This window comes from Sphaerospermopsis sp. FACHB-1194 (assembly GCF_014696235.1).
Taxonomy (GTDB): Bacteria; Cyanobacteriota; Cyanobacteriia; order Cyanobacteriales; family Nostocaceae; genus Sphaerospermopsis; species Sphaerospermopsis kisseleviana.
In genome coordinates this window covers 70,482-90,374 of the sequence record NZ_JACJPU010000018.1, presented here as the reverse complement: position 1 = coordinate 90,374, position 19,893 = coordinate 70,482, and the positions used below count along the sequence as shown (strand labels likewise).

General features: G+C 37.3%; 20 protein-coding genes. 11 read left to right on the top strand and 9 right to left on the bottom strand.

Annotated elements, in window-relative coordinates; translation table 11 throughout:
• On the top strand, positions 1–797 hold a 797-nt coding region (locus H6F45_RS12720; RefSeq protein ID WP_199301810.1), incomplete at its 5' end, for a hypothetical protein.
• A gap of 864 nt (positions 798–1,661) precedes the next feature.
• Positions 1,662–2,693 carry an isochorismatase gene (locus H6F45_RS12715; protein WP_190347343.1) on the top strand — a complete coding sequence of 344 codons (1,032 nt, stop codon included), beginning with the start codon at positions 1,662–1,664 and terminating at the stop codon, positions 2,691–2,693.
• Positions 2,694–2,783: 90 nt separating this feature from the next.
• On the opposite strand, the gene H6F45_RS12710 is transcribed toward H6F45_RS12715, so the two are convergent.
• The gene (locus H6F45_RS12710) at positions 2,784–3,677 is read right to left on the bottom strand and encodes a M23 family metallopeptidase (protein WP_190347342.1); all 894 of its coding nucleotides are present in this window, start codon (positions 3,675–3,677) and stop codon (positions 2,784–2,786) included.
• 366 nt (positions 3,678–4,043) lie between these two features.
• Between H6F45_RS12710 and H6F45_RS12705 the strand changes: the two genes are divergently transcribed.
• A complete protein-coding gene (locus tag H6F45_RS12705) occupies positions 4,044–5,246 on the top strand; it encodes an HhoA/HhoB/HtrA family serine endopeptidase (protein ID WP_137667437.1) in 1,203 nt (400 codons plus the stop codon).
• Positions 5,247–5,286: 40 nt separating this feature from the next.
• On the opposite strand, the gene H6F45_RS12700 is transcribed toward H6F45_RS12705, so the two are convergent.
• The 3 genes from H6F45_RS12700 to ispD form a co-directional block, all read right to left on the bottom strand.
• Entirely contained in the window at positions 5,287–5,631 is a 345-nt protein-coding gene (locus tag H6F45_RS12700; RefSeq protein ID WP_096567523.1) for a DUF760 domain-containing protein, read from the bottom strand.
• 157 nt (positions 5,632–5,788) lie between these two features.
• Positions 5,789–6,331, bottom strand: coding sequence for an SMC-Scp complex subunit ScpB (gene scpB / locus H6F45_RS12695; protein ID WP_190347341.1), 543 nt, complete (start codon positions 6,329–6,331; stop codon positions 5,789–5,791).
• Positions 6,332–6,566: 235 nt separating this feature from the next.
• Complete coding sequence (ispD, locus tag H6F45_RS12690; protein ID WP_096567521.1) at positions 6,567–7,265, bottom strand: 2-C-methyl-D-erythritol 4-phosphate cytidylyltransferase; 699 nt, start codon at positions 7,263–7,265, stop codon at positions 6,567–6,569.
• Between ispD and H6F45_RS12685 the strand changes: the two genes are divergently transcribed.
• A complete protein-coding gene (locus H6F45_RS12685) occupies positions 7,231–7,536 on the top strand; it encodes a hypothetical protein (RefSeq protein ID WP_190347340.1) in 306 nt (101 codons plus the stop codon). The two genes, ispD and H6F45_RS12685, sit on opposite strands and share 35 nt — an antisense overlap.
• A gap of 35 nt (positions 7,537–7,571) precedes the next feature.
• Entirely contained in the window at positions 7,572–8,531 is a 960-nt protein-coding gene (locus H6F45_RS12680; RefSeq protein ID WP_137667435.1) for a glycosyltransferase family 9 protein, read from the top strand.
• A 146-nt stretch (positions 8,532–8,677) separates the two neighbouring features.
• Here H6F45_RS12680 and H6F45_RS12675 read toward each other — a convergent pair whose 3' ends face one another.
• Complete coding sequence (locus tag H6F45_RS12675; protein ID WP_096567518.1) at positions 8,678–9,160, bottom strand: CRR6 family NdhI maturation factor; 483 nt, start codon at positions 9,158–9,160, stop codon at positions 8,678–8,680.
• Positions 9,161–9,628: 468 nt separating this feature from the next.
• On the opposite strand from H6F45_RS12675, the gene H6F45_RS12670 reads away from it, so the two are divergent.
• Entirely contained in the window at positions 9,629–10,087 is a 459-nt protein-coding gene (locus H6F45_RS12670) for a Fur family transcriptional regulator (RefSeq protein ID WP_096567517.1), read from the top strand.
• A gap of 292 nt (positions 10,088–10,379) precedes the next feature.
• Entirely contained in the window at positions 10,380–12,173 is a 1,794-nt protein-coding gene (locus H6F45_RS12665; protein WP_137667433.1) for a DUF3685 domain-containing protein, read from the top strand.
• Positions 12,174–12,377: 204 nt separating this feature from the next.
• Here H6F45_RS12665 and asnS read toward each other — a convergent pair whose 3' ends face one another.
• Positions 12,378–13,769 (bottom strand): asparagine--tRNA ligase, encoded by a 1,392-nt coding sequence (gene asnS, locus H6F45_RS12660; RefSeq protein WP_190347339.1) that lies wholly within the window; start codon positions 13,767–13,769, stop codon positions 12,378–12,380.
• A gap of 318 nt (positions 13,770–14,087) precedes the next feature.
• A complete protein-coding gene (locus H6F45_RS12655) occupies positions 14,088–14,432 on the bottom strand; it encodes a hypothetical protein (protein ID WP_137667431.1) in 345 nt (114 codons plus the stop codon).
• Positions 14,433–14,498: 66 nt separating this feature from the next.
• On the opposite strand from H6F45_RS12655, the gene H6F45_RS12650 reads away from it, so the two are divergent.
• The gene (locus H6F45_RS12650) at positions 14,499–14,759 is read left to right on the top strand and encodes a DUF6439 family protein (protein WP_137667430.1); all 261 of its coding nucleotides are present in this window, start codon (positions 14,499–14,501) and stop codon (positions 14,757–14,759) included.
• A gap of 69 nt (positions 14,760–14,828) precedes the next feature.
• Here the strand turns inward: H6F45_RS12650 and H6F45_RS12645 are convergent, their stop codons facing one another.
• Together H6F45_RS12645 and rlmD are read right to left on the bottom strand one after the other, a co-directional pair.
• Positions 14,829–15,278, bottom strand: coding sequence for an anti-sigma regulatory factor (locus tag H6F45_RS12645; RefSeq protein WP_096567507.1), 450 nt, complete (start codon positions 15,276–15,278; stop codon positions 14,829–14,831).
• Positions 15,279–15,733: 455 nt separating this feature from the next.
• Positions 15,734–17,104, bottom strand: a complete 1,371-nt coding sequence (rlmD, locus tag H6F45_RS12640) for a 23S rRNA (uracil(1939)-C(5))-methyltransferase RlmD (protein ID WP_190347338.1) — start codon at positions 17,102–17,104, stop codon at positions 15,734–15,736.
• Between the two features lie 227 nt (positions 17,105–17,331).
• Between rlmD and apcD the strand changes: the two genes are divergently transcribed.
• From apcD to H6F45_RS12625, 3 genes are all read left to right on the top strand, one after another.
• On the top strand, positions 17,332–17,817 hold the full coding sequence (gene apcD / locus H6F45_RS12635) for an allophycocyanin subunit alpha-B (RefSeq protein WP_096567504.1): 486 nt from the start codon (positions 17,332–17,334) through the stop codon (positions 17,815–17,817).
• Between the two features lie 502 nt (positions 17,818–18,319).
• Positions 18,320–18,973 (top strand): hypothetical protein, encoded by a 654-nt coding sequence (locus tag H6F45_RS12630; protein ID WP_190347337.1) that lies wholly within the window; start codon positions 18,320–18,322, stop codon positions 18,971–18,973.
• 67 nt (positions 18,974–19,040) lie between these two features.
• The gene (locus tag H6F45_RS12625; protein WP_190347336.1) at positions 19,041–19,868 is read left to right on the top strand and encodes an Rpn family recombination-promoting nuclease/putative transposase; all 828 of its coding nucleotides are present in this window, start codon (positions 19,041–19,043) and stop codon (positions 19,866–19,868) included.
• The last annotated feature ends 25 nt before the right edge of the window (positions 19,869–19,893 follow it).

The following is a 19,893-nucleotide window of genomic DNA, read 5'->3' as shown; positions in this document are numbered from 1 at the left end:
CTACCTCTAACACAGAAAAACGCTATGCTGATAAATTATATCAAGTGTGGTTACTAGATAACACAGAAATTTGGATATTAATTCACATCGAAGTACAAAGTCAATACGATGAAGAATTTTCCCAAAGGATGTATATCTATAAATACCGCTCCTTTGACTTATACCATAAACCAGTAGTTAGTTTAGCCATATTAGGAGATGAAAGCAAAACATGGCGACCTAATTGTTATCAATACGGTTTAGGTAATAGTGAGGTTGTGTGTAAGTTTGATACAGTCAAACTCATAGATTACAAATGGGAAGAAATAGAGCAAAGCAGCAATCTCTTTGCTATATTAGTAATGGCACATTTAAAAACCAAAACTACTACTAACAAACTCGCAGATAGGGAGCAGTGGAAATGGCAATTAATTAGAAGTTTATATGAGCGAGGTTTAAGCAGATATGACATTGAAAACCTCTTTAGATTTATTGACAAAATGATGTCATTAACTCAGGAATTACAACAGAAATTGCTCACCAAAATAACCGAGTATGAAAAGGAGATAGAAATGCCTTTTTTAACACCCACTGAAGAAATTTTCCTAGAAAGAGGCGAAAAAAAAGGTCGCAAACAAGATATTATTAAACTTCTGCAAGTCAAGTTTGGTGATGTTCCCGAAATACTGAGCAAAAACATTCAGAAGATTGATGATATAACCGCTTTAGAAGAAGTGCTGATATCAACAATGACAATTACTTCTTTGGAAGAATTTACCAATTTAGTAAATTCTAAATTACCAACATCACAAGAGTAATAGTAGAAAAAAACAGAGGTAGAGAAATAGAGAAATATTGAATTATCTTACATTTATTTCTCTACTTCCTTACCTGTTTCAATTTTCTAATTACCTTAATTTGGGTTCAACCCTCAAAGCAAGATATCTGTTTTTATCAATAAATTACAGATCCAAAAAATTCGCCATTTATAATCTATGAATTATGATTTTTGAATTATTAATAAAAAGAGCGATCGCACAAAAACTCTATTATCTATACCTAGAGAAAAGCGATCACTTTTACCCTATAACTTGACTCTCACTCACCCCTAACACATAAAATGTCTATTTTGTCAACCCACCCTTTTACAAGACATGGATCAACCTCTCATTTCACCCGCAAAAAAGTTTACGAAATCACCGCTTTTTTCTCTATGCAGATTTTGACTATTTCTCAAATAACGTAAAATCAAGGGTTTTGGCTATCTATAAACCTTTTTTTTAAGAAAGTATATACTACGCCTAAATTATGAAATTTTAAAAAATTATAGCAAATCGCTGAAAGTATTGCAAGCTCGTGGATAAATAAAAATAATTCTCAATTAAATATTAAGAAAATATAAAGAGGAAATTTCCAAACTTAGGAATATTTAAACCATTGATGGTATTATCATAACTTTAAATTATCACTCAATTAACAAACAAGGTTAAAATCAGCTTTTTTGCAGTCTGCTTTTATATAGTGTAGGGATTTATCAATGCTAAAAATATACGAGATTTGAAAAAGCGAGATTAATTATAACTTTGCGCCTTTACACCTTTGTACCTTTGCGCGAAATCTTGATCAAAGTGTAGTTCATTTACCTGAAAATAGCTGTAAATAGAAAAAGATTAAATAAACCCATGACACAACCAAACCAATTTCCGATTCCTCCTCACTTCCACCCTAACAAAGTCGGGGAAATATACCGCGTACCTTATCAACAATTGGCAGCAGTAGCAGAAACATGGATTACACAATATAACATTCCCCCAGCAGCAACCGATAAAAACCGCATTTGTCTATTATTAATAGATGTCCAAAACACCTTTTGTATTCCAGAATTTGAATTATATGTAGGTGGACAAAGCGGAACTGCTGCTGTTGATGATAACAAAAGATTGTGTGAATTTATTTATCGTAACTTGGGAAGAATTACCAAAATTATCCCCACCTTAGATACTCACACAGCAATGCAAATTTTCCATCCGATTTTTTGGATCAATGCCGATGGAAAACACCCCACACCAGCAGCAACTAATATCACTTTATCGGATATTGAAAAAGGGATTTGGCAAGTTAACCCAGCAGTTGCTCATAGTGTGACTAATGGAGATTATGAACTTCTGAAAAAACAAGCTTTTCACTATGTTAAACAACTCAGTCAAGATGGTAAATATCCCCTGACAATTTGGCCTTATCATTCCATGTTAGGAGGAATTGGTCATGCTTTAGTTTCCGCAGTGGAAGAAGCAATATTTTATCATAGTATTGCTCGTCAAAGTCAATCCCAATTTGAATTAAAGGGGGAAAATGCTTTAACAGAAAATTATTCTATTTTATGTCCAGAAGTTTTAACAGGATTTGATGAAAAACCAATTGCCAAAAAAAACACAAACTTGATTAAACAACTTTTAGAATATGATGCAGTGATTATTGGTGGACAAGCTAAGAGTCATTGTGTTGCGTGGACAATTGATGATTTATTAACAGAAATTCAACAGGTAGATAGCACCCTGACAAATAAAATCTATCTGTTAGAAGATTGCACATCTCCTGTTGTTGTTTCCGATGTTGTTGACTACACAGAACAAGCTAACATAGCATTTGACAGATTTGCAGCAGCAGGAATGCACATTATTAAATCAACAGAATGGGTAATTGGTGATAGTTGATAGTTGATAGTTGATAGTTGACAGTTGATAGTTAATAGTTGATTGGGAAACATAAAATTGATTACCCAGTCACCAGTCACCAGTCACCAGTCACCTAGTTAAATATTCTTTTGGATCTTTTGCAGTCCAACCAAGGGGTTCATTAGCACGAATTTCAAAATGTAAATGTGGTTCTCTAGAAGTTGGTTGACCTGTAGCACCAACTGTTCCTAATATGTCACCTTGTTTTACATTTTGTCCCAGCTTAACTTGTATTGTTTCTAATTGAGCGTAACGAGTTTGTAGTCCACCTGCATGATTAATAATTACTAATTTTCCGTAGCTGGCTTGATCTTTAGCAAAGACTACAACACCAGGAGCGATCGCTTGCACAGGTGTACCTACTTCTGCTACTAAATCTACACCACTATGAAAAAAAACTTTACCTGTAATCGGATGAATTTGCCACCCATAAGGTAAAGCTACAGTTGTAGAATTAGCTAAAGGATATCCGGTTATACTTGCCGATGGTAAAGTTGGTGTATTTGCTACAGGAGAACTAGCAATTATCCGATTTTGTCTTTCTCTTATTCCTGGTAAAACAGGAACAAAAACAACTCTGGGGTTTTGTTGACAACCATTAATTTCAAACAATGTATCTGGACGAACTTTGTAATTTGCTGCCACTTGTCTCCAATTTTGACCACTGGGAACTTGTACCACAATTCCATCAAAGGGGGGAATTTGCAATTGATTACCAGGTGTCACAGTACCGTTATTAACAAAGGGATTCATGTTAATAATTGTTTCTGGCATGAGTTTATATCGCTCGGCTATGCTATCTAAAGTCTCACCACCAGTAACTTGATGTTTTTGAATTCTCGATAAGGCTGGAGTTGGACAACTTGGTACTGCATTCGCGCTTTGCAGTTGTAGCATTGTGGAAATTAGCCCCAAGGTGCTAATTAAGCTACAGAGAAACATTGGACGATAGCGAAAAGTCATGTCAACTAAGAAAGAAATAGCTAATTCTAGATTTTAGTTGGGGAATTTTCAAGATGGGATCATTTTTTTTGTTTGACTGATAATTCTTTCATGGTATAAGTCCTCAAACTTAACCCCAGAGTCAATCCAAAATCCAAAGTCCGAAAACTGAAGATGATCCCAAATAATGTATTAATTATTCAATTTCTGTTAACTATAGGACTTACGCAAGATGTGACTGAAAACCTTATTCTTGCGTAGGGGTAATTCATGAATTACCCCTACTTTCGTTCCCTTTTGCGTAAGTCCTGAACTAATCTTTTCACTGATCATTTACTTAGTAACTGTCTGACTATGATCGCAATTATTCTTAATTAATTAATTAATATGAAGTTATCTGTGAAGCAATTAGCCGTTTATCTGTCTTTAGTGGCTATGGGCAGTAGTCTGGGTATACTTGGTAGTCGATTTTTTCCCAGCAATGGTTCGTTTCAAGAGTTGAAAAATGTTACAGCGGCTTTACCTTCAGAATCTGTGATTACCTATCCTTCTCAGGGCTTGCCTAATTCTGCTGGTGGCGATAATGTAAATTTTATTGCTACTGCTGTACAGAGAGTTGGTCCTGCGGTTGTGCGAATTAATGCTACTCGTAAAGTAGTAAATCCAATTTTTGACGCTTTGAAAAATCCAATGTGGCGGCGTTTTTTTGGCGAAGATGAAGAACCAATTCCCCAAGAACGAATTGAGCGCGGTACTGGCTCAGGGTTTATACTTAGCGAAAATGGTCAATTATTAACAAATGCTCACGTAGTCGCCCAAACAGATACAGTATTAGTCACCCTCAAAGATGGTAGAACTTTTGAAGGTAAGGTAGTGGGAGTTGATACTGTCACCGATGTAGCAGTAGTCAAAATTCCTGCGGATAAATTGCCTACCGTGAAATTAGGTAATTCACAAAATTTAATTCCTGGTCAGTGGGCGATCGCAATTGGCAATCCTTTAGGTTTAGATAATACTGTCACAATTGGCATCATCAGCGCCACCGACCGCACCAGCGCCCAAGTAGGAGTTCCCAATAAACGGGTTAGCTTTATCCAAACCGATGCGGCAATTAACCCTGGTAATTCCGGTGGACCGCTTTTAAATGCCCAAGGTGAAGTCATCGGCGTTAATACTGCCATTCGCGCCGATGCTCAAGGACTGGGTTTTGCTATTCCCATTGAAACCGCCGCCCGCATAGCTCATGAACTATTTACCAAAGGAAAAGCAGATCACCCTTTTTTGGGCATTGAAATGGTAGACCTTTCACCGACCAAAAAACAGCAATTGAATCAAGACAATACACTCAACATTCAGCCAGATGTTGGGATTGTGATTAAGAAAGTTCTCAAAAATTCACCGGCAGAGGAGGGAGGACTGCTCCCTGGGGACGTGATTCAAAAAATCAACGGTAAACCGGTGAAAATTACAGCCCAATTGCAGAAAATTATTGATTCGAGTCAAGTCGGAGACATTTTCAAAATTGAAGTTAACCGTAATGGCAAAACTCAAACTTTTGAAATACGCTCAGGAACTGATCCCCAAAATTAGTTATTAGTACAGGCGTAGTTGATCACGTCTGTACTCGGAACTATTGATTAGACAAATGCTCTAATTGCATTCTTTGTTCCATCTGGCGCAAAAAATAACCAGTCATCATTGCTGAGGCTAATAAACCCGCTAAATTATCTCGGTCTGTAGTAACTTGCACATTAAAACTCTCTCCTGGGAGCATTCCTACCAGTCCTTGGACATTCTGGGAAATGATTTGTTTAATTTCTGGGCTGGCAGACTGGGCTACACGGGCTAGAACGTCGGGAGATTGATGCTGTAAATATTTCAATAACTGATTCGGATTTTCCCCCAAGTGTTCGTTCAGAAGCTGATTAGTGTGTTCCTCAGAGTTGTCATTCAAAAAATCAGGATCAAACACCATTGGCAATTCTTCTTAGCTTAGTTGCTAATTCTACTTTAAACCATATCACAAGCCTAGCGCATTTATTCAATGGTCATCAGTCATTGGTCATTGGTCATTAGTCGTTAGTCATTAGTCATTAGTTCTTTTTACCCAATCACCAGTCCCCAGTCCCCAGTCACCTATCACCAGTCCCATCTAACTCTAGTTCTAATTGTTGTTCTTTCTCTACATTGGGCATAACTTCAGGAAGTTGATCAATTTGGAAATATTGGTGAAACTTCGGGGTAACTTGTAATGAATATGACCTGGATTCATTATCTCGTCGTTTACGCACAAATCCTAATTCTACCAGTTCAGGAACGTGCTGATATACACCTGAACCCCGCAGTTCTATTAACTCACTTTGGAGGATAGGACTGTTGAGAGCGATCGCTGCTAAAGTGCGTAAAGCCCCCACACCCAACTCCACAGGGATCAAAGTCTGTACTAAATCATGAAAATCTGACCGCAGTTGCAAACTATAACCATTTGCAGTTTCCACAACTTCTAGCGCACTATCTCGACGGGCATAATTATCCATCAGTTCAATTATCCCTTCTTCCGCTGTATGGCGATCGCACCCAGCATGCTCGGCAATTTCACTCACAGATAAGGGTTTACCCTTTAAATACAAAATCGCTTCTATTTTGATTGCTATGGCTATATTCTTCTTGGACATATTTAAAAGTTCAGAAGTTCAGGAGTCGTAGGGTCGAAGCATTCGGGCGATAAATTATCAATTTTTATCACAGTTTATTTTCCGAATGCTTCGCCCGTATAGGAGTCAGGAGTTAGGAGAAATGAAAATTGTAACTTTTGCCTTTTCCTATTCCCTATTCCCTATTCTCTGTTTTTTGACTTTTGAATGCATGACTTTTAATTTTCCTCCCCTGCTCCGCTTCCTTTCTTCACTGTCACCAATCACCAGTTACCTGTTCCCTGTTACTGAGAATAAATTCTGCGATCGCCAAATCTTGAGGAGTTGTCACTTTCAAATTCGTTTCTTCCCCCGGTACTATCCGTACTTCAAGCCCGCATTTTTCAAACAAAGCTGCATCATCTGTCACTTCCCAACCTTGACGCACACCATCAGCATGACATTCTTTTAACAACTTAACATCAAATCCTTGGGGAGTTTGCGCCGCCCAAAGTTGCTCTCTGCTGGGTGTACTTTGAATTATGCCACTTTCCCCCACAACTTTAATTGTATCTTTTACAGGTATAGCCGCAATTAACCCTGGACAATGAAGAATAGCTGCTGCACAAGCATTAAATAAGTCCGGTGTAGCTAAACATCGCGCCCCATCATGAATTAATACTTGTTCAGCATTTCCTGGTAATGCCTGTAATCCGTTATAAACCGACTCTTGGCGGGTAGCACCACCAGGAATAAACTCCACAGGTTTAGTTAGCTTTAAATCAGCCAAAATTGCCTTAAAGTCCTCCCAGTCATGAGGTTGGGAAATAATTCCGATCCAACTGATAGCACTAGCAGCTTCCGCAGCTAACAAAGTCCAAGCAATAAGAGTTTTTGAACGAACCTTTAATAACAGTTTATTGCGGTCAGCACCCATTCTTTTGCCGCTACCTGCGGCCGGAATTAATAAATACACAATTTTCCTCGATTTTGTAAATAGCAGGAGGCAGGAGTCAGGAGTTCAGGAGTCAGGAGTTCAGGAGTCAGGAGGCAGGAGTTCAGGAGTTCAGGAGGAAGAAGGTAAATATTTCTCCCCAATCACCAGTCACCAGTCACCAGTCACCAGTCACCAGTCACCAGTCACCAATCACCAGTCACCAGTCACCAGTCACCAATTACCAATTACCAATCACCCATTACCAATTACCAATCACCCATTACCAATTACCATTCCCCATTTCACATAAAATAAGGACGATAAGCTTCAATAAATATATTATTTATGCGAGTAGTAGCTTTTGTACCTGGTTCAATTGGCGACCAAGTTCTTTTTTTCCCCACATTGGATGATCTCAAGCGTTCCTATCCCGACGCTTTGATAGATGTCGTTGTGGAACCCCGGTCAAAGGCTGCCTACCGAGTGAGCAAGTCAGTTCACGAGGTATTGACCTTTGATTACAAGGATCGTAATAGTTTAGCAGATTGGGGTAACTTGGTGGGAACAATCCGCGATCGCGAATATGATGTTGCCATCACTGCTGGAGAAAGTTGGTTTGTCGGTTTATTTCTCTGGTTGACTGGTATTCCCACTCGCATTGGCTTCCAAGGTAGTGGTGCAAATTTTCTCACCAGTGTTGTATCTCCCAATACATCCCAATATATACCTTCCATGTATCATGATTTGTTGCAACCTCTGGGAATTAAGACACCTTGCCCACCGTTAGCAGTAAATATACTGAAACCAGATATTGAATGGGCGCAACAACAACAAAAACGCTTGGGTATCAATGACACAGGTTACATCTTGCTCTCTGGTGGTTCTGGTAAGTTATCCCAAATTAATGGTGCTGATACCAGCTATCCTGTAGCTAGTTGGCAACAAATTATTCAAGATTGTCAACGCAAACAGCCAGATTTACCAGTGGTGGTCATTAAAGAAACTGAGGATGATACATTTGTTTCTTCCCTGGTGGAATCTTGTCCTGGTATTAAAGTAATTGCCATTGATGATGTGGGCAAATTAACTGCCATAATTGGTGGAGCAAGTTTAATGCTTTCTCTCAGCGGTGCGCCCCTACAACTAGCTATAGCTGTACAAACCTATACTATCGCCCTACTTGGTTCTACAGACTCAGGAAAGATATTACCCACCAGTGATAAATTCCTCGCCATTAAATCTCCCACTGGCAAAACCGCTGATATCGCACCTGCAACCGTTTTAGAAAAAATCTGGGGCGGTTGACTATTAGTTTTAGATTTTAGATTTTAGATTTTGGATTTTGGATTGATTGAAAAATCTAAAATCCGAAATTTATATAGCAGATGACAAACATTCTAACTCCTGACTCTTGGGGCAACCACGAGGGGATTGCCCCTACTCCTAAATTCCTATCTTTTTTCAATCATTTCAAAAAAGCCATCTTCTAATTCATAACCCAAGATTTGCGCGAAAGATTTAAGTCGGAATGGTGTGGGAATACTTTGCTGTTTTAGCCAATTACTTAAAATAAAAATTTTGTGCATCAAAAAAATCTCTAATGCTTCAGGGTTGTACTGTATACCTTCTTTTTTAGTAAACTGATGGGGTACTAGCATAGCAGCATAACGCGCCAATTCTCCAGCTTTCCAATCTAATAAAAATGGCAACCAGGGATATTTAGCATCTAAACGCACAAACCACAACCTTACCTCTGGAATTTCTGACAGTTCCCGTGGATCATTTGCTTCCCGTGGGTAGTTGATTTCAAAGCGCAATTGCTGTTCCTGAGATGTCATGGATTCCTCTTGCAGCAATGGTTCAATTACCTTTAATGCAGGTGACAAATCTAGATTGTTTATAGCGTCGTTATTAAGGCTGATTGTGATTGTCATTGACTTTTTTTGGCAGCTTTTTTGATTGCTTAGGAGTAGTATCCAGAATCAACAGTAGCAGTTTTTAGGTATTAATGCTACTCTATTTTGTCTTTGTTAAATATCAACATTTACTTATTAATCACATTGAATTTTATAGTGTTATTTTTTCTAGATTGGGTACTTGTACTATTGACAATTTAAAATTTTATATACAATTTGCCAAAATACAACCCCTCACCTGGACATTCATAGCCTTAATAAGCTAAAGTTGTAATGAGTTTGTTTTAGAGTTAGGATGTAATTAATCATCAACCAACCAAAAACGAAACTGGCTCAAACCAGTTATTAATCAAGGATATTCGTATCAAAGACACAGGTATAAGCAAAGAATATATTGTAAATATGTAATATCCCTGCGTATAAAAATAATCATTTTTCATGAAATCTGAAAACTATTCCTACAGTTCCTACAGTTAAAACTGAAATATGCAAAAATCAGCTATTTCTACAAAAGCAATTCGTTCTTTAGAAGATGCTCTAGATCGGTGTCAAATACTAGGTATGCGCGTTAGTCGCCAGCGTAGATTTATACTAGAGTTACTATGGCAAGCTAAAGAACATCTTTCCGCTAGAGAGATTTACGATCGCTTAAACCAACAAGGTAAAGAGATTGGCCATACTTCTGTTTATCAAAATTTAGAAGCTCTATCAAGTCAAGGTATTATTGAGTGTATTGAACATTGTGATGGGCGGTTATATGGTAATGTGACTGACGCTCACAGCCATGTTAACTGCTTAGATACAAATCAAATTTTAGATGTGCATATAGAAATACCAGAAGAGTTGATCCAGCAAGTTGAGGCACAAACCGGAGTCAAGATTAGTGGATATACCATCAACTTTTTTGGACACCGTAACTTACAACCAGATCACAATGATCATTAGACCTCTCCAAAATAGAATGTATTAATTTGTCATAAGTTGTAGGGGCGAAGCATTTAGGCGATAATTTAACGGAAAAATCAGACATCTAGATATCCCATAAGCTTCGACCTGCCCCCATCAATAGGTTCCATAATTTCTTTTCTGGAGATGTCTATTAGTAACTGGCTAATGATTTACATTATCACTGCTGATAAATTAAAGTGACAAAAACAGGTGAAAATGGAAATGACTCAGCTAGGGATGACTGCGGTTTTTTAGCTGGGAAAAAATTCTATTTTTATTTGACCTGACTATGAGCGATCGCCCTTTAAGTAGTTTAAATTTACAATTATTATTAATTGACCCAGATCCCATCTTTCGTCTAGGACTAAGGGTAGCTTTAGAAACAATTCCCCACCTACAAGTAGTAGCCGATGTTCCCACAGATACCGCAGCCTTACAGGTTTTAGCGGAAATTGCAGCACCGGATCAAAACCAAGTCAATTTAATAGTTTTAGAATTAGGCAATGGCAGTTCTAGCGAATCTCAACAGCTAGGGTTACAATTTTGCAGACAACTTAAAGCTTTATATCCTCATATACCCATTTTGTTGTTAAGTGCTATTTCTACAACAGCAATGTTATTAGCAGCAAAAAATACAGGTGTAAATGGCTATTGTCCTAAAGGTATATCTATTTCAGAATTAGTACCCATCATGCAAGAAATAGCATCAGGTGGTTACTATTGGTTAGGAACAACAGAAATAAACTTCCCTTTATCTAATTTACCTTTTGCCAGACTCAGAAATAATATCAGGTTAACAGGAATTAATCATATTAATAATAATATATCCGCAGTTACAGCACAATTAAAAATTCCTGGATTACCATTATTAGATAAAGCTATTCTGGCAGGACAAAGAAGAGAACTTTTAGCAGCGCGTTGGTTAGTAAATAACTTATTGTCTGCACCAGAAGAAAGACAAGAAATACAAAAATCTCAACCATTACCGCTACCCATTTCTTACTCAAATAGCGCCATTAGTAAAGCAGAATCACAACAAATGCAAACTGTTGTACCGCCTTTACTGAGTCCAAAAGCACTACAATCTATAATATTTACATCTTGTACTAATAAACTCCAGTTTTCTTTACAAAATCTGACAGACATACCTTTAGAAATTGATATTCTGCGTGAAGACAAAAAAAGAGAACTTCTTTATATCATCTTACAAAAAGTATCTCAAAAATTAGATGATCTACGTAGTTCAAAAGTTGAAATTCCACAAATACCTGAGTTAAAAAATCAGATTCTCACTAATTTATGGGAATCAGCAATTACCGAATTTTACGGTAAATCTTCCCGGATAAATGTCGGAGATGTCAATATAGAAATAGTCACTTTTTTATTGAAAAATGCAGCAGGTGTAGAAACTGAAATCCTCAATAAAATTCCTTTATTAGAAGACTTGTTTTCTTATCTACTTTGGCAAACAGATTTATATATTGACAACACATCTTATGCAGCAGGAAGTGAATCTGCAAATTCTCAAGCATCAATGATTTTAGAGAATTTACTGATTCAAGTTGCCAATGGTGTATTACAACCATTATTAAATTTTTTAGCAGATGTGGAAACCATCAAACAAAATTTTTATGATCGTCATTTAATTTCCACAAGGGAAATTGAAAGATTTAGAAATAATTTATCTTGGAAATACAGATTGAATAATTATGTGAATGAACCCCAGGCAATTTTTGAAAGTCGCTATGAACTATTTGTATTTGCACCTCGTGGAATTGCCAAAATATCAATTTATTCTCCTCGTAACCAAGAATTAGCAAAGCTTGCCGATATCCCTTTAGCGGTGACATTACTGTTAGAATTGCGGGATGCGATCGCACCACGTTTACAATCTTTATTATCTTTTTTAGGTAATGGGATCGTATTTGTATTAACACAAATAATTGGTAGAGGTTTAGGTTTAGTTGCCCGTGGTATTCTTCAAGGTATTGGTAGTGTTTCCTTCACAGAAAAAACTTTAAAACGTAATAGCGACAAGCAAAAGAATAACGAAGGTAGAAGGCAGGAGGAAAGAGGTTTTTAGGCATTTTACATTTTGTTGCATAACTTCTTTTTTCGTGCCGACTTACTTAGGGTTTGCTGAAATATTGCCAATAGCTAGAGAAATCAAGAGATTTTCCTCCTGACTGTTGTAAGGGCGAAGCATTCTGCCGATAAATTATCAATTTTTATTACAGGTTATTTTCCGAATGCTTCGCCCCTACTTCGCCCCTAAGACTCCTAACTATTAAAAATCCGCGCTTTGTGGTGTACGGGGGAAAGGAATCACATCCCGAATATTCCCCATACCCGTCATAAACTGCACCAGTCTTTCAAACCCCAAACCAAAACCAGCATGAGGTACAGTACCATAACGACGTAAATCTAAATACCACCACAAATCTTCTGTTTTCATTCCCTGGGCTAAAACCCGTTTTTCTAACACATCTAATCTTTCTTCCCGTTGCGAACCTCCAATAATTTCACCTATTTTTGGTGCTAAAATATCCATCGCTCTCACGGTTTTTTCATCATCATTCAACCGCATATAAAAGGCTTTTATTTGTGCGGGATAATCTGTAACAATTACAGGTTTTTTAAACAATTGTTCCGCTAAATAACGTTCATGTTCTGATTGTAAATCTGCACCCCAACTTACAGGATATTCAAATTTTACATCCGCTTTTTCTAAAAGTTTGACTGCATCGGTATAAGTCAATCTTTCAAATTGATTGTTAATAATATTGTTAGCAGTGTCTAAAACAGTATTATCAATTCTTTGATTGAAAAATTCCATGTCTGCTTCACAGGTTTCCATCACATATTTAAAAATATGTTTTAAGAAATCTTCTGCTAAATTCATATCTCCTTCTAAGTCACAAAACGCCATTTCTGGTTCTACCATCCAAAACTCGGCTAAGTGACGAGAAGTGTTAGAATTTTCGGCGCGGAATGTGGGACCAAAGGTATAGACGTTAGAAAACGCCATTGCCATTATTTCCGCTTCTAACTGTCCACTTACTGTTAAATAAGTCGGTTTTCCAAAGAAGTCTTGACTATAATCAACTTCTTTATTTTCTGTGCGGGGAATATCTTTTAAATTCAAACTTGTCACACTGAATAATTCTCCTGCACCTTCGCAATCACTGGCGGTTAAAATGGGAGTATGTACCCACATAAAACCCCGCTCTTGGAAAAATTGATGTATGGCAGTTGCACAAGCATTTCTTACCCGAAATACTGATCCAAAGGAGTTAGTTCTACCTCTTAAATGGGCAATGGTTCTTAAAAACTCAAAGGAATGACGTTTCTTTTGCAGAGGATAAGTTTCGGGATCAGCATCTCCGTAAACTTTTACTACATCTGCTTTTAGTTCTATTCTCTGTCCTTTACCTTGAGATGCAACTAATATTCCTGCAACTTCGACGGAAGCACCTGTATTTATCTGTTTTAATATGGCTTCGTAGTTTGGTAATTCTTGATTAATAACTATTTGTAAGTTGGCTAAACTTGAACCATCGTTAACTTCTAAAAAGGCAAATCCTTTTAATTCGCGTTTGGTTCTTACCCAACCTTGTACTGTTAAGGTTTCTTCTGGTTGACCACTTCTGAATATTTCAGCAATTCGATGTTTAATCATTTTTTACAGTTTGGATTTTTTTAACTATATATAACATTAATTTTAGTCAGGGAAAAGGGAACAGGGGAGATGGGGAGCATCCCAATTTTGCAAAAACAACCGCCACAACACCAAAAACTCTCCTCTTCCTTCTTACCTTCGTGTCCTTCGCTCCTTCGTGGTTCGTTCATTTCAGGTCTTGAAATCAAGCAAAAAATAAACTTACACATTTGGGATGCTCCCGGGAGATGGGGAGGTATCAAGTCAAAAGTCAAAATTAAGAAACTTTTGCCTATTGCCTATTGCCTCTTGCCTCTTGCCTTCTTTCCCAATCACCAATCACCCAATCGAAGATTTTAACACCCAACCTATAATAATTCCTAAACCACCAAAGCGAACTCCTTGCCAAAAGGGTCGGTTGAGGCTTTTCCAGGAAAATAACTGGCTTTCTAGGTTAACTTCTAGGGCTTCTAGCTCTTTTTCCAAGCGTTTTAACTCGGCTTTGATTTCTGGTGTCTGATTTTTATTTTCTTTGAGATTTCTAATTTCTTGTTGCCATTGTGCCTTTTGCTGTTGATCCCGTTGCACTTGGGCATATCTTTCTTTTAACAGTCGCAGTCCGGTTTCTAGTTCCTCTAGTTCCTCTTCAAAGTCGGTTTGCTGGTTTTCCTCTGGTTTGGTCATTGGTGATGGGTCATTGGCTATGATAATTACATCATAACTTTTACTCTTAACTCAGCACTTAGTCTTATGTATCAAACCAGTCAATTAAATGATGTTACTACTCTGGAACTTGCCCAAGCTTTGATGGAAAAATTGACTATTTCTCCTGATGACTGGCATCGTCTCAAGTCTAACCGCAATGCCCGCGCTAGTGAGCTTGTAGCGGCTGCTATGGTTTTTTTGGTCAAAAATGAGCCTCAAGAGGCACAAGCTAGGTTAGAACAGGCTATAGGCTGGTTAGATAAGTCTATTTCTGCCCCTCCTTGTCCTACTCACGGTAAACATTGAGGGATTGGTGATTGGTGATTGGTGATTGGTGATTGGGAATAATATTACCCATTACCCATTACCCATTTTCTATCTTCTTAAAGATAACAAACGCCGAGTTTCTATTTGCTTGCAAAGTCTTAATTCTGTTCCTTTGCGGTTCCATTGTACTTGATCAAATATTTGATGCAGAAGAGACATCCCTCGACCGTTTTCTGATTCATCTGGTGGTAAAAAGTCGGTGGGATCATTATGAGCATTACAACAAGGAGTAAAACCATTACCTTGATCGGAAATAATCCACCAATATTGATTATCTATCAAAGAAAAACGAACTACTACTAGTTTACTGGGATCAAGATTATTGCCATGTTTAGCTGCGTTTACTAGGGCTTCTTGCAGTCCTAGCCGCAGTTCGGCTTGTAATTTTGTGGGAATATCTGCCAATAATAAATCTAATATTGGGCATAGATAAAGAGTGGAGGCAAAACTAATAGTACCCCAAGAGCGACCAAGTGGACGAAGAGAAATGGTAATCACAAGAGAAACCCCGTAGCTTTTAGTTAGCTAGACATCAGTTTGCTGTTATCGGCACCCTGATAAAGATTAAGGTGGTCATGCTGCCTTCAAACTTGCGTCTGTAAAACTAAATTTATGAAATTGCTAGGGAGCATTGACTCTAAATATAAGAGAAAATTGCTTAATTAAAATTTGGCTGTAATTGTTTTGCTAATACAATTAACAACTTCTATGTTTCTATTTATTACTTTGGGAAAGTATATAAATATTCAACTTTCTTTGTAGCCGCTTAATAATTTGCACAATTTATTTCACTTTTTCAAATCAGAGTCATGCAACTTTAATGGTTAAAAAAGAAATCTCTATTTTTAGGTTAATTTTATTTTAGCATTATTAGTATGCACTGGACTACAAATTTTCCATTTAAGTTTTTGTAAACAATTGGTTAACATATAAGCTAAAGTTAATAGTTGCTTTTAGCATGGATATCGCTGGAGAAAGGCTGCTGTTTCTACGTGAGCGGTTTGGGGAAAAAAGTCGGCTGGCTGTACTCTTGTAAGATGGTATTGTCCATGTTCACACAGTAATTTTAGGTCACGAGCCAAGGTGGCTACTTTACAGCTGACGTAAATAATGCGCGAAGGTTTCAGGTTCAGTAAAGATTTGATGACATTAGCTTCACATCCTTTACGTGGCGGATCAAGTAAGACAATATCTGGTATAATTCCCAAATTTGGTAGATTTTTCTCCACTGCTCCTACTTGAAAGGTTACATTATTAATTTCGTTTTGTTGGGCATTGAAAATTGCCTGTTCTACGGCTGCCAATTGCACTTCCAAGCCGATAACTTGGCGTGCTTGTTTTGCTAGGGGTAAAGTTAAAGTACCAATACCACAATAGGCATCTACTAAAACTTCCTGACCTTGTAAATTTAATTCTGACTGAATGACTTGTAACAGTGCTTCAGCCGTTTCTGTATGAACTTGAAAAAATGTATCCGGGCGGATTTGAAATTCTAAACCAGCGAATTTTTCTTGCAGGTAAGGAATCCCAGCAATACAAGTTGTATCTTTTCCAAATATAGCATTTGTGCGATCGCTATTGCGATTCAAACAAACTCCTACTAACTGGGGATAACGCTGTAACCATTCCTGGGCTTGGGTTTCAATGTCTGGTAAATTTCTATCTTTGACTACTAAAGTTAGTAGCATTTCCCCTGTACGGCGACCTATACGTAAACTTAAATGGCGAATTTGCCCTTGGTGGCGTTTTTCGTCATAAATTGACCAATCCCGCTTTTTAATATCCTGTTTTACTTCCGCTAATAAAGGATTTAAACGAGCGTCTTGAACTGGACATTGATTTAAGTTAATGAGTTGATGACTACCTTTTTGGTAATAACCAGCTTGAACTTGTCCGGTAGCTGAGATCCGGACGGGATAGGTGGCTTTGTTGCGATAACCTAAAGATGATGTTGTGGATAAGACGGGAGCTACTGAGGGGTTAACAAAACCGCCTATTCTTTCTAAAGCTTGAATTACTTGATTATGTTTTGATGTAAGCTGATAATCATAATTTATATGCTGCCACTGACAACCACCACATTTATCAGCAACAATACAACTAGGTCGGATACGTTGAGGAGATGGTTGAAGGATTTGTTTGAGGGTAGCATGAGCATATTTGGGTTTGACGTGTGTAAGTCTGACTAAAGTGCGATCGCCCACTACTGTATCAGGAACAAATACTACACGCTGTTCAAAGCGTCCTACGCCATCACCAGTGTCGCTTAAATCAGTAATTTCTAGTTCTATTACTTCACCCTGTTGCCAAACTGTATTAGTCATTAGTTATTAGTTATTAGTTATTAGTGGGTGGGAATAGGGAATAGGGAATAGGGAATAGGGAATAGGAAAAATATTATTAACAAATATTAATTTTTACCAATCACCAATTACCAATTACCTCTTCCCCAGTCACCAATCCCCAGTCACCAATCACCAATATACCCTTCACTTCTGTACCGCGAACTGGTTAAACTAACAAATAATATAATTTCCGTGATTACATAATCATGACTGTAATTAGCCAAGTTATTCTCCAAGCTGACGACGAACTGCGTTACCCTAGCAGTGGCGAACTCAAAAGTATCAAAGAATTTTTGCAAACAGGCGCACAGCGGACTAGAATCGCTGCAACCCTGTCAGAAAACGAAAAAAAGATAGTTCAGGAAGCAACCAAAAAACTTTGGCAAAAGCGCCCTGACTTTATCGCTCCCGGTGGCAATGCTTACGGAGATAAGCAACGCGCTTTATGTATCCGTGACTTCGGCTGGTATCTGCGCTTGATTACCTATGGTGTGCTTGCTGGTGACAAAGAACCAATTGAAAAAATTGGGTTGATTGGTGTACGGGAGATGTACAATTCTCTGGGTGTTCCTGTACCGGGAATGGTAGAAGCTATCAACTGCCTTAAACAAGCATCCTTGGGCTTACTGAGTGGTGAAGATGCAGCAGCAGCAGAGCCTTACTTTGATTACATCATTCAAGCGATGTCCTAATTACAAGGTTTCTCTGCAACATTAGCGATCGCCATCACGGCTGGTGCTTTGCGTAAAGCTACTGGTGATCTTGCTCATTTGATCACTCTTTCCCCACACTTGATAGTTGCTATGGCAAAATTATGGCAACATATTTGTCAAGTTATTATAAAGTTGTGGGGATATTTTATGTGCATCTATGTGCATTTACTGACGCTCACCAAAAACAAAAAACCGACAGGAGGCTGTCGGTCATTAGTTGTGTTCCCTATTAATGACTCGGCTAGAGTTCAGTTATGAGTTATTATCCCAAGATGTTCATTCTTAGAGGAGGATCTTCATCATGGATAATGGTGATTGTAATCATATTCATCGGTGATTTTAATCACTGAAGAATTGAAGAAAAAATGTATACCTTTGAGCAATTGATTGAAAGAGAAAAATACATCATTTTGATGGCAGCAGAAACAGTCAATTGCATATAGTAGTCAAATTTTTGTAAACACTAACACATTTTGGTAAAATGTATCTGAATCTTATTAAAGTAGTAGCAGCAACAATCTTATTAAATGGAATTACTGCTTGTACTACACCTACTCAAAACCAAATCTATGCGGACAATAGCCGCATTACCGAAAATAAACCCATTGTAGATAGTAATAAATCTGCACAAAATAGACCAAATAATAAAACAGCTACTATTTCTGTGGAAGGGGAAAAAACCAACATTTCCTTAAAACTTTACCAGGAGAAAAATATATTTAGTACCTACTTTCCTCAAGAGGATTTTTTAGTTCAAAATAAAGATATCAATAAAGTAAGAGAAGTGAAATTTACTGCTAATTTTGGAGGTGTAAAAAATGAAAATGCTTACATTAAATTTGTCTTTCCTGATGATTTAAAAGCCTTAGAAGAAGTCAAAAATTTTATTAATAGTAAAGATGGGATAATTGCATCTAATAAATGGCAAATTGTCAATCGTAGCAGCACTGTAACCTATCCTTGGGCAAAAGAAAAGATTACTTTTAGTAAAGGTCAAGAGATTTTTGGTAATATTTATATTGGAGAAGAAAAGGGTAAAGTATTTTATGCAATTACCCATTATCCAGCAGAATATGGAGATGGTTTTGAACCAAGAGCAGATTTGATTTTAAGTAATTTGGAAATAGGTGGATAATGTCAAATCTTTTAACTGTCACCTTTTGATTTTTGTCGTAGTTGAAAAAATAGGAATTTTTCGCAGGGTGAAAACAGATACTATCTTCTATCAACTCTTTCAAACATTACCAAATATTCTTTTTGAATTGATTGGTAAACCAGCTACAGAAGCAGAAAATTATCAATTTACATCTGTAGAAATAAAGGAGTTAGCATTTCGGTTTGATGGGTTATTCATACCAAATTCAAAGATACCTGAACAACCGATTTATTTTGTTGAGGTGCAATTTCAACCAAAAACAGATTTTTACTGGAAATTATTTGCAGAAATCTTTGTTTACCTCAATCAATATCAACCAAAAAATGATTTTCATGCAGTAGCGATTTTTGCTAAACGTAGTTTAGATCCTGGTGTACCTATCCAGTATCGAGGTTTGCTAATGAGTCAGCAAGTAACAATCATTTATTTGGATGAATTAGAAGTTACTAATGATAATTCCGTTGGGTTGGGGATGGTAAAATTAGTAGTAGAGAAAGAAGAAACTGCAATTGATCACAGTCAACAGTTAATGGACAAATCTCGACAACAATTTACAGATGCAGCCCAAAGGCAAAAAGTCTTACAATTGTTAGAGACGATCTTAGTTTATAAATTCAATAATTTAACCCGTCAGGAGATAGAAGCAATGTTTACTTTTGAAGATTTAAAGCAAACAAGGTATTTCCGAGAAGTTGCGGAAGAAGAAAGAACAAAAGGTAGGCTAGAAGGTAGGCTAGAAGGTAGGTTGGAATCAGTACCGCTATTAATAGAGTTAGGTTTGACGGTGGAAGAAATAGCAACAAGGTTAGATGTGGATATTGAAGCGGTAAGGAAGGTTGCGGAAAAATCTGGGGATCAAAATCCTGTGGAGTAGGTTGAGAGAGAAATTAAAATTTACT

What these genes read in the sequence shown, in the direction of transcription:
- H6F45_RS12715 (WP_190347343.1), top strand. Translation starts at nt 1,662, where the DNA reads ATGACACAACCAAACCAATTTCCGATTCCTCCTCACTTCCACCCTAAC.
- H6F45_RS12710 (WP_190347342.1), bottom strand. Translation starts at nt 3,677, where the DNA reads ATGACTTTTCGCTATCGTCCAATGTTTCTCTGTAGCTTAATTAGCACC.
- H6F45_RS12705 (WP_137667437.1), top strand. Translation starts at nt 4,044, where the DNA reads ATGAAGTTATCTGTGAAGCAATTAGCCGTTTATCTGTCTTTAGTGGCT.
- H6F45_RS12700 (WP_096567523.1), bottom strand. Translation starts at nt 5,631, where the DNA reads ATGGTGTTTGATCCTGATTTTTTGAATGACAACTCTGAGGAACACACT.
- scpB (WP_190347341.1), bottom strand. Translation starts at nt 6,331, where the DNA reads ATGTCCAAGAAGAATATAGCCATAGCAATCAAAATAGAAGCGATTTTG.
- H6F45_RS12680 (WP_137667435.1), top strand. Translation starts at nt 7,572, where the DNA reads ATGCGAGTAGTAGCTTTTGTACCTGGTTCAATTGGCGACCAAGTTCTT.
- H6F45_RS12675 (WP_096567518.1), bottom strand. Translation starts at nt 9,160, where the DNA reads ATGACAATCACAATCAGCCTTAATAACGACGCTATAAACAATCTAGAT.
- H6F45_RS12670 (WP_096567517.1), top strand. Translation starts at nt 9,629, where the DNA reads ATGCAAAAATCAGCTATTTCTACAAAAGCAATTCGTTCTTTAGAAGAT.
- H6F45_RS12665 (WP_137667433.1), top strand. Translation starts at nt 10,380, where the DNA reads ATGAGCGATCGCCCTTTAAGTAGTTTAAATTTACAATTATTATTAATT.
- asnS (WP_190347339.1), bottom strand. Translation starts at nt 13,769, where the DNA reads ATGATTAAACATCGAATTGCTGAAATATTCAGAAGTGGTCAACCAGAA.
- H6F45_RS12655 (WP_137667431.1), bottom strand. Translation starts at nt 14,432, where the DNA reads ATGACCAAACCAGAGGAAAACCAGCAAACCGACTTTGAAGAGGAACTA.
- H6F45_RS12650 (WP_137667430.1), top strand. Translation starts at nt 14,499, where the DNA reads ATGTATCAAACCAGTCAATTAAATGATGTTACTACTCTGGAACTTGCC.
- rlmD (WP_190347338.1), bottom strand. Translation starts at nt 17,104, where the DNA reads ATGACTAATACAGTTTGGCAACAGGGTGAAGTAATAGAACTAGAAATT.
- apcD (WP_096567504.1), top strand. Translation starts at nt 17,332, where the DNA reads ATGACTGTAATTAGCCAAGTTATTCTCCAAGCTGACGACGAACTGCGT.
- H6F45_RS12630 (WP_190347337.1), top strand. Translation starts at nt 18,320, where the DNA reads ATGTATCTGAATCTTATTAAAGTAGTAGCAGCAACAATCTTATTAAAT.